Annotated in this window: 8 protein-coding genes; 7 read left to right on the top strand and 1 reads right to left on the bottom strand. The window is 25.2% G+C overall.

The window, feature by feature from the left end:
• From ACERKK_RS07535 to ACERKK_RS07525, 3 genes are all read left to right on the top strand, one after another.
• Positions 1 to 3,027 (top strand): response regulator (locus ACERKK_RS07535; protein WP_373772467.1); only part of this gene is annotated, 3,027 nt, incomplete at its 5' end.
• Positions 3,024 to 4,676, top strand: a complete 1,653-nt coding sequence (locus tag ACERKK_RS07530; protein ID WP_373772466.1) for a CheR family methyltransferase — start codon at positions 3,024 to 3,026, stop codon at positions 4,674 to 4,676. The genes ACERKK_RS07535 and ACERKK_RS07530, both read left to right, overlap by 4 nt.
• A complete protein-coding gene (locus ACERKK_RS07525) occupies positions 4,673 to 5,866 on the top strand; it encodes a sensor histidine kinase (RefSeq protein ID WP_373772465.1) in 1,194 nt (397 codons plus the stop codon). Before ACERKK_RS07530 ends, ACERKK_RS07525 begins: the two co-directional genes overlap by 4 nt.
• Before the next feature lie 23 nt (positions 5,867 to 5,889).
• On the opposite strand, the gene ACERKK_RS07520 is transcribed toward ACERKK_RS07525, so the two are convergent.
• On the bottom strand, positions 5,890 to 7,386 hold the full coding sequence (locus tag ACERKK_RS07520) for a hypothetical protein (protein ID WP_373772464.1): 1,497 nt from the start codon (positions 7,384 to 7,386) through the stop codon (positions 5,890 to 5,892).
• Between the two features lie 222 nt (positions 7,387 to 7,608).
• Here ACERKK_RS07520 and modA point away from each other — a divergent pair, with 222 nt between their 5' ends.
• The 4 genes from modA to ACERKK_RS07500 form a co-directional block, all read left to right on the top strand.
• Entirely contained in the window at positions 7,609 to 8,358 is a 750-nt protein-coding gene (modA, locus tag ACERKK_RS07515) for a molybdate ABC transporter substrate-binding protein (RefSeq protein WP_373772463.1), read from the top strand.
• Positions 8,355 to 8,750 carry a molybdopterin-binding protein gene (locus ACERKK_RS07510; protein WP_373772462.1) on the top strand — a complete coding sequence of 132 codons (396 nt, stop codon included), beginning with the start codon at positions 8,355 to 8,357 and terminating at the stop codon, positions 8,748 to 8,750. The genes modA and ACERKK_RS07510 overlap by 4 nt, the downstream gene beginning before the upstream one ends.
• Positions 8,750 to 9,436, top strand: a complete 687-nt coding sequence (gene modB, locus ACERKK_RS07505) for a molybdate ABC transporter permease subunit (RefSeq protein ID WP_373772461.1) — start codon at positions 8,750 to 8,752, stop codon at positions 9,434 to 9,436. Before ACERKK_RS07510 ends, modB begins: the two co-directional genes overlap by 1 nt.
• A 9-nt stretch (positions 9,437 to 9,445) precedes the next feature.
• The coding region (locus ACERKK_RS07500; protein WP_373772460.1) for a hypothetical protein at positions 9,446 to 9,906 on the top strand (461 nt) is incomplete at its 3' end.

Genomic DNA, 9,906 nt, shown 5'->3' with positions numbered 1-9,906 from the left:
GAAATTGATGAAAATAGTGTTTTAGCAGTTCCTAATGATTTAAGAAATACTCTTATTCTTATTTCATTTATTACTTTTTCTCTTGTGTTTTTCTTATTATATATAGTAATTCAAAAATATATAATTTCATCATTAAATAGATTTCAGTTTGGTCTTTTAGATTTCTTTAAATATCTAAATAAAGAAACAGATGATGTAAAACTTTTAAATATTGAATCAAAAGATGAAATTGGAGTTATGAGTGTTGCTGTAAATAATGGAATAGATCAAGTTAAAAAGAATATTGAAAAAACAAGAATTGAAACTTGGATAAAAGATGGAGTTAATAAACTAAATCAATCATTAATTAATCTTGAAAGTATTGATGAAGTATCAAGAAAATCAATTGATTTTATAAGCACTTATACAAACTCTGGTGTTGGTGTTTTTTATGTATTTGATGAAAATGAAAATACTTTAGTACAGTATTCAAGTTATGCTCATGTAGTAAGAGATGAGTTATCAAATGTATTTAAATTAGGTGAAGGTATTATTGGTCAAGTTGGATTTCAGAAAAAACCAATTTTATTAAAAAATATTAAAAAAGATGAAAGCTTAATTACAACAGGAACTATAACTCAAGCTTCTTATAACACATATACTTTTCCTTTAATTTATAATGAAAAACTATATGCTGTTATTGAACTTGGTTCTTTTAATCAGTTTAATGAAGAGATAATTGAATTTTTAAATGCAAGTACAAGAAATATTTGTATTTCATTATCTGCAACTATTCAAAATAATAAAGTAAAAGAGCTTTTAGAAAATACAAAAAAAGCAAATAAAGAGTTAGAATTAAATCAATTAAAACTTGAAGAAGCCAATACTTATATGGAAGAGCAACAGCAACAACTTGAAGAAGCTAATGCTAATATGGAAGAACAACAACAGCAACTTGAAGAAGCTAATGCTAATATGGAAGAGCAACAACAGCAACTTAAAATTTCAGAACAAAATCTAAAACTTCAAAATCAAGCATTAGAAGAGAATAAAAAAGATATTCAGAAAAAAGCTGAAGAGCTTGAAATATCTGGAAAATACAAATCTGAATTCTTAGCAAATATGTCACATGAATTAAGAACTCCTCTAAACTCAATTATTCTTTTATCATCTTTATTACAAAGAAATTCAAAAGCTACATTAAATAATGATGATATTAAAAAAGCAAAAACTATTTTTGAATCAGGAAATGAACTATTAAGACTGATCAATGATATTTTAGATTTATCAAAAGTTGAATCAGGAAATATGCAAGTAATTATAGATAATTTTAATAGTTCTGATTTATTATCACAAATAAAAGATACATTTGAGTACTCAGCAGTTGAAAAAGGACTTACTTTTAATATTGTTGATGAATATAAACAAAATATTTCAAATGATAGAGATAGAATCTCACAAGTTATTAGAAACTTATTATCAAATGCTCTTAAATTTACAAAAGAAGGTTCAATTACTTTAAAGATTTCTGCATCAAAAGATAAAGATTTTAGAATTTCTATTATTGATACAGGAATTGGAATTGCTTTAGAAAAACAAGATTTAATTTTCAAAGCCTTTACACAAGCTGATGGAGGAACAAGTAGAGAGTTTGGTGGAACTGGACTTGGTTTATCAATTAGTAAAGAGTTTGCAAAACTTCTTGGTGGATATATTTCTTTAGAATCACAAGAAAATGTTGGAAGTACATTTAGTATTGATTTACCAAACTTAGAAGATGATAATATTAAACAAGTTCATATAGAAGAAAAACCAAAAAGTAAAGCTGTGGTAAATAAAAATATCCCAATTATTGAAACAGTTAATGATGATAGAGATAATATCTCATTTACAGATGAAACATATCTAATTATTGATGATGATAAAATGTTTTCAGAAGTTGTATATGAAGAAGTTAAAAAGAATGGAAACAATTGTCTAATTGCCTTAAGTGCAACAAGTGGTTTAGAGTTAATTAAAAAATATAATATCAAAGGTATTATGCTTGATTTAACTCTTCCTGATATGGATGGAATTGATGTATTAAAAGAGTTAAAATCAAATAAACAAACAAGTCATATTCCTGTTCATATTATTTCTTCAAAAGATAAAGATAACCAAACATTAAAATTAGGTGCAATTGGATATTTACAAAAACCTGTATATGATGGAGATATTAATAATATAATCAATTCAATAGATTCTTTTCAAGAAAAAGAGATAAAAGATCTTTTAATAGTTGAAGATAATCAAGTTCAAAGAGAAGCTTTAATTGAACTAATTGGAGAGGGAATAAATATTACAGGTGTTAAAAGTGCTCAAGAAGCAATAAATGAAGTAAAAAAAGAAAAATATGACACAGTAGTAATTGACCTTGGTTTAATGGAAGGAAGTGGCTATGAAGTTTGTGAATATATTAAAAACTCACATCCAAAGTTACCTATTATTATCTATACAGGTAAAGAGCTTAATGCAGATGATAAAATCAAATTACAAAAATATAGTAATAGTATTATTATAAAAACTGTAAATTCAAATGAAAGAATTTTAAATGAAATAAATCTTTTCTTACATAGAGATTCTAATGAAAAAGAAGAGTCAAAAGAGATTTTTGAAAGTATTGATTTAAATGGAACAAATATATTAATAGTTGATGATGATATTAAAAATATCTTTGTTTTAGATGCAGCACTTAAAGAGTTTAATGCAAATACATATACAGCTTTTAATGGTAAAGAAGCCTTAGAATTCTTAGAAAAAAATCCTAATGTTGATTTAGTTTTAATGGATATTATGATGCCTATTATGAATGGTTATGAAGCAATTGAGAAAATTAGAGAAGATGAAAAAATAAAACATATTCCAATTATTACAGTTACTGCAAAAGCTATGAAAGAAGATAGAGAAAAATGTATTAGTATTGGTGCTGATGATTATTTATCAAAACCAATTGATATTAATATTTTAGGTAATCTTATAAAACTATGGAGTAGAAAAAAACACAAATGAATATAGTTTCAAGTAGTAATAATAACATTACCAAAATTATTGTTGAGGAGTTAGAAAAAACTTCTCAAATAGAAGAGCTTCTACTTTTATTAAAAACTGATGATTTTATAGAGATAAATTTTTTAAATATTCAAATTATTCCTAGTGAAATAATCTTAGAATTAAAAAAAATTAGAAATAGAATAACCATTTTTACAAATGAAGTAACATTAAAAAACTACTTATTAAGTTTAGGTTTTTCATTGCAATTTCAAGATAACTATAAAGATAAATTAAAAACACTTAATCTAAAATATATAGTAATTGGTGGAAGTGCTGGAAGTTTAAAAAGGTTTATTAAAATAATAGAAGAACTTCCAAAATCTGATATGTCAATATTTATTATTATGCATAGAAAAGAGAATAAAGAGAGTTCATTAGCTAAGATTTTACAAAACTGTACACAAGATTATACAGTTGTAGAAGCAAGATCAGATATGAAAGTAGAAGCTTCAACTATTTATGTAGCACCTGCGAATAAACATATGATTATTGCAGGTGGTTTTATTTTTCTAACAGATTCGCAAAAAAGAAATTATTCAAGACCATCTATTAGTAATACATTTGAATCTTTATCAAATGAATTTAAAAATACTCTTCTTGCTATACTAATTTCTGGTTATGGTGCTGATGGGGCTGATAGTTTAGAACTTTTACAGAAAAATGAGACTACTATTTTAATAGAAGACCCAAAAGAGTGTGAAGCAAAACCAATGCTTGAAAATGCAATACAAACAAAACTTTATGACCAAGTTTTAAGTATTGAAGATATAAATAAGTATATAAAAAACTCTTTTGAAGATAACTCTTTTACAGATGATGAAATAAAAGAGTTTCTAGTAAAGATTTATGATACTTATGGTTATGATTATTCTAATTATCATATTGAACATATTAAAAGAAGAGTTCATCTATTTTTTAGTACATTAAAAACAAATAGTTTTAGTGAATTTGAAGAAATAGTTTTAAATAATAAAAATATTTTTAAAGATTTATTTTTAAATATTTCAGTAAATATTACTACTTTTTATAGAAATCCAGAAGTATTTAAATTACTTAGAAATGAAATCCTTCCTAAACTAGATAGTTTTTTGGATATAAAAGTTTGGTGTGCTGGTTGTAGTAGTGGTGAAGAACCCTACTCTATTGCAATCTTTTTAAAAGAGCTAGGACTTTTAGATAGAAGTTTAATTTATGCTACTGATTTAAATAGTGTTATTTTAAAAAATGCACAAAATGGGCTTTATCCAAAAGAGAGTTATAATAGTTTTTTAAAAAATTATTATGAATCTGGTGGAGATGAAAGTTTTAGTAAGTACTTTATAAATCATGATGATTTTGTCGAAGTAAAAGAAGAACTAAAAGAGAAAATTCTATTTTTTAGACATAACTTAGCATTAGATTCTAAAATCAATGACTTTCAATTGATTTTTTGCAGAAATGTGCTAATTTATTTTGATAAGGATTTAAAAGAAAGAATATTTACACTATTTAATCAATCCCTTGATTCTTATGGATTTTTAGTCCTTGGAGAGAGTGAATCTTTAGAGCATAATAATAAATTTACAACAATAGATAAAACAAATAAAATATATAAGAGAAGCAAATGAGAAATATAACAGTATTAGCAGTTGATGATATAGAAGCAAACAGAGTATCTTTACAGTATTTAATACATGAATACCTTGAGAACATTGATTTAGTTTTAGCAACATCAGGAGAAGAAGCTCTAAAGATTACGTATACACAAGAAATTGATATTATTATATTAGATATTCAAATGCCAGATATGGATGGTTTTGAAGCTGCTAAATACTTAAAAACAAACCCAAAAACAAAAAATATTCCTATTATATTTTTAACTGCTGCTTTTAAAGAAGAAGAGTTTAAACAAAAAGGTTTTGAAATTGGTGCAATTGATTATTTAACAAAACCAATTGAAAATCATCAATTTATAAATAAACTAAGATTATACATTGAAATAATTTTAAAAACAAAACAATTAGAAGCTGTAAATGATGACTTATATAAAGCCTTACAAAATGAAATTCAATTAAAAGAAAAAAACCAATTACAACAACTAGAATTAATAGAACAAAGTAAAATGGCAGCGTTAGGTGAGATGATTGGGAATATCGCACATCAGTGGAGACAACCCTTATCTGTAATTGCTACATGTGCTTCAGGAATGCAATTAAATATGGATTTAGGGCTTTCTAAAGAAGAAGATTTAAGATCAAGTATAAAAGCAATTATGAAAACTACAAATGACCTTTCAAATACTATTGATACTTTTAGAGATTTTACATATAAAGATAAGTTAAATGAATTTAATTTATCTGATTTAATAAATAGATGTATTCAAACTCAAACGTATATTTTAGAAGAAAATAATGTAGAAGTTATTACAGATTTACAAGATGATATTGAAATAATTAATCTTCCAAATAGTTTACTACAAGCTTTAATAAATCTAATGCAAAACTCAAAAGACGCATTAAATGAAATAGAAGGTAAAAAATATATCTTTATCTCAACAACTTTAAATGAAGAGTTTGTTCAATTAACAATAAAAGATAATGCAGGCGGAATTAAAACAGAATTTTTAAATAAAGTATTTGAACCATATTTTACTACAAAACATCAATCACATGGTATTGGACTAGGTCTAAATATTACATATAAAATAATTCATGATTCAATGCGTGGTAAAATAAAAATAAGAAATAATAGATTTAAATATGAAGATATTAGTTATGAAGGTGCAGAAGTAATTATCACTTTGCCAATAAAATTATAGACTAAAAACTAGTCTATAATCTTTTAAAGTTCTGAATCAAAAGCCATAGATAGAATTTCATCTTCTGTTAAATCACTAATATTCTTTTTTCTTGGTGGGTTTTTGATTTTTAGTACTTTTTCTTTAATATCATTTAAATGATATTTAGTAAGATTATTGATTAAAGTATCAGTAATCATCTCTTTTTTTAAGTTATTTGTATTTAACATTTTTAACATTGCATTTTTTAAATTTAGTTTTGTTTTTTCAAATTTCTTTTCTTCATCTGTTAAAGAAACATAAACTTTATCTAAATATTGCATAACTGCTTCACCAACATATTTAAATGTTGCAACAGAGTTATATACATACTTTTGGCATTTTATACTAGGTATTTCAACACCTGTAAAAACAGAACCATGTACTAAATTTAGTCCTTCTAAATCTCTTAAAGGATTATGAGAACATATAAAATCTTCTTTTACAATAGCAGGTGCATAGTTTAATGAAGAGATATTATTATGAAGAATGATAAAACTTCCTTCCACTTCTTTTGGACCACCTTTTAATGATGAAATTTCATTTTTATGACACATAAAATCCCCAGTAACTTTTTTAGGCGAACCTTCAAGAGAAACAAGCTCATTATCACTAATATCAAAAGAACCATGGATTTCATTAAAACTTAATGGTAGTTTTAAAAGATTTGCTAATTTTCCTGATAATCTAACATTTCCATTTACATCAACAGAATTATCTTGAAGAATATGATAGTCTCTAATTTCATGTCTATTTAGCCACTTAGCAATATCATCTTTATTTGATAAAGCAACTATTGGTTTATAAATATGTGCAATTACTTCACTACCTTTATATCTCCAACTTTTTTCTTCTTCATCAAAAGCACTTGTAATATGACTTAATCTAATATCTGTTATTAAATCCCATCCAATTTCATCTGCAACATTTTCTAAATCTCTTAATTTATTTTTATTACAAATATAATCATGACCAACTGTAATTGGCCCACCTATTAACTCTTCTAGGTCATTTGATGAACAATTAAAGTTTGTATCAATATATTTAGGCCCACCTTTTAGTGATTCTATATGATTATCAGAAGCATTATAAAAACCTCTAATAGTTCGAGGACTTCCTTTGATACTTGTTATTTGATTAAAAGAACAATTAAAAAAACCTAATACCTCTTTTGGACAATAAGATAAGTTTTTTAGTTGATTATGAGAACAATCAAAGTCACCCACTCTTGAAGGTGCTCCAAGTAAAGATGTTAATTTATTATGAGAACAGTTAAAATCTTTCATTACAGTTTCAGGACAACCCTCAAGGCTTTCTAAACCATTATTACTAATATCAAAATATCCATTTACTGATTTGAATTTTACTGGTAGTTTTGGTGTATGTATTTTTCCATTTAAATTAACATTTGAATGAACGGTAACATATAAATCACTTGATATGGTAAAATTATTTATAGAATTCTCTTTTAGCCATTCTTGGATTTCATCCTTACTCTTCATTTTGTACCTTTGAAAATATTTCATTATTTTTTAAATAAATTTTGTCATGAATTTTATCATCTTATTTCTTATATCTATGTAAGTGTACACACGATATAGCAACTATTAGCATAAGTTTTACAAATAAAAATATTTCATTATATATTAAGCAATACAAGGATACTATTTTTGTTACTACATAAGAAAAAATAATTAAATATACTATCTCACAGAAGGAAAAAAATGCTTAATAAATATATACTTATATTCTTTCTACTAGCAACAACTTTAAATGCAGGAACAATAAATATTGCAGTTGCTGCAAATGTATCTTATGCAATTAATGAACTAAAAAAGGAATTTAATAAGCAAAATCCAAGTACAAAGGTGAGAGTAACACTTGGAAGTAGTGGAAAACTAACAGCTCAAATAACGCATCAAGCACCTTATGATTTATTTATGTCTGCAAATATGAAATATCCAGAAGCTTTATATAAAAAAAATATTGCTATTTCTAAACCAATAGTTTATGCAAAAGGAAGCTTGGCTTTTTTAAGTAGTAAAAAACAAGACTTTTCAAAAGGCTTAAAATTATTAGAAGATAAAAGTATTAGAAAAATAGCAATTGCAAATCCTAAAACTGCGCCGTATGGAATAGCAAGTATGGAAGCTTTAAAAAATGCAAACATATATGAAAACATAAAATCAAAACTAGTATTTGGGGAATCAATTTCGCAAACAGTTGCTTATTCACTTAGTGCAACAGATATTGGACTTATTGCAAAATCATCACTTTTTTCACCTAAAATGAGCAATTTCAAAGAAAATATAAATTGGAAAGAAGTTGATTCTTCACTATACACACCAATTAATCAAGGAATTGTAATACTTAAAAATGCAAAAGATAATAAAGAGGTAAAAGCATTTTATGATTTTATGCTCTCAGAAAGTGCCAAAAAAATTCTTCAAAAATACGGATATTTACTACCATGAATACATTAAAAGCAAAAGTAAAACAAATTGATAGCTTAGATAATCTTACAATTGTAAAGTTTGACTATAAAGGAACAACTCTATCTATGATGAGCTTAGGGCTTAAAGATATTAATCTACAAAGCGAAGTAATCTTAAGTATAAATGCCTCACATATTGCTATTGCAAAAGATTTAAAAGGAGATATTAGTTTATCAAATGTTTTTAATTGTGTTATAAAAAAACTTGATAAAGGAGAGTTATTAAGCTCTTTAAAACTTCAAATAAATGATGATTATCTAACAAGTATAATCACAACAAATTCAGTAAATAGAATGAATCTAAAAGTAAATGATAAAGTTCAAGCACTTGTAAAAGCAAGTGAAATATCAATCAAAAAGGTTATATCATAATGAACTTTTTAGAAACAATGGAGTTTGAGCCATTTATTTTATCTTTTAAATTGGCCTTGATTACAACAATTATTCTTTTTTTTATTTCTCTTCCACTTGCTTGGTATTTATCTCAAACTAAATCAAAAATCAAACCAATTTTAGAAGCAATTACAGCTCTTCCAATAGTTTTACCACCTTCTGTTTTGGGATTTTATATACTTTATACATTATCTCTAAACTCTCCAATAGGAAACTTTTTTCATGAGTATTTTGGAATAACACTTGTTTTTAACTTTACAGGACTTGTAGTTGCTTCTTGTTTTTATAGTTTACCTTTTATGGTTCAGCCCTTACAAAGTGGCTTTGAAAGTCTTAATAAAAATATGTTAGAAGCAAGTTATATAAGTGGAAAAAGTAAACTTCAAACTGTTTTTAACGTAGCCTTGCCAAATATCAAACCAGCACTTTTAACAGCAATTATCGTTACCTTTGCTCATACAGTTGGAGAGTTTGGAGTTGTTTTAATGGTTGGAGGAAGTATTCCAGAAGTTACAAAAGTAGCCTCTGTTGCAATATATGAATATGTTGAAATCTTAGATTATAAAAATGCACATATTTATAGTGCTATTATGTTAATAATGAGTTTTATAGTTTTATTTGGAGTTTATGTATTTAATGCAAAACAAAAAAAGACTTTTATTTAGGGAAATAAAATGAAAAAAGATATTTTAGATAGATATGATAAAACACAAAACAATGAAATCATAATAAAAATATCAACAGAAAGATTTGAAAACTTATATGATAATTTTGATATGAGTTCAACTTTTTTAAAAAAAGATTTAAGTCAGCAATTGGTTGATTATATAATCGATAGTGTAAGTGAAATATCAAATGAAAAGTTTATAATCAAGTTTTATTTTAAAGAAAAAGTAGAAGATAAAAACTTATCTCGAATAGAAAAAAGCTTTGATAATTACTTTAAATACCTAATAGAATTAGAAAAAAAGAAAATGAAAGAGCAAATAAAGAACTCTTTTATATTTATGTTAATAGGAATATTTTTTATAACATTATCAATTTTATTAGATGAAAATACAGAACTAACATACAAAATAGTATCAGAAGGTTTAATGGTTGCAGGTTGGGTTTCTATGTGGGAAGCAATGGCTAC

Source organism: Poseidonibacter sp., from assembly GCF_041821165.1.
In the GTDB taxonomy this organism is placed as follows: Bacteria; Campylobacterota; Campylobacteria; order Campylobacterales; family Arcobacteraceae; genus Poseidonibacter.
This window is presented reverse-complemented; position numbering and strand designations above follow the sequence as displayed.

What these genes read in the sequence shown, in the direction of transcription:
- ACERKK_RS07530 (WP_373772466.1), top strand. Translation starts at nt 3,024, where the DNA reads ATGAATATAGTTTCAAGTAGTAATAATAACATTACCAAAATTATTGTT.
- ACERKK_RS07525 (WP_373772465.1), top strand. Translation starts at nt 4,673, where the DNA reads ATGAGAAATATAACAGTATTAGCAGTTGATGATATAGAAGCAAACAGA.
- ACERKK_RS07520 (WP_373772464.1), bottom strand. Translation starts at nt 7,386, where the DNA reads ATGAAGAGTAAGGATGAAATCCAAGAATGGCTAAAAGAGAATTCTATA.
- modA (WP_373772463.1), top strand. Translation starts at nt 7,609, where the DNA reads ATGCTTAATAAATATATACTTATATTCTTTCTACTAGCAACAACTTTA.
- ACERKK_RS07510 (WP_373772462.1), top strand. Translation starts at nt 8,355, where the DNA reads ATGAATACATTAAAAGCAAAAGTAAAACAAATTGATAGCTTAGATAAT.
- modB (WP_373772461.1), top strand. Translation starts at nt 8,750, where the DNA reads ATGAACTTTTTAGAAACAATGGAGTTTGAGCCATTTATTTTATCTTTT.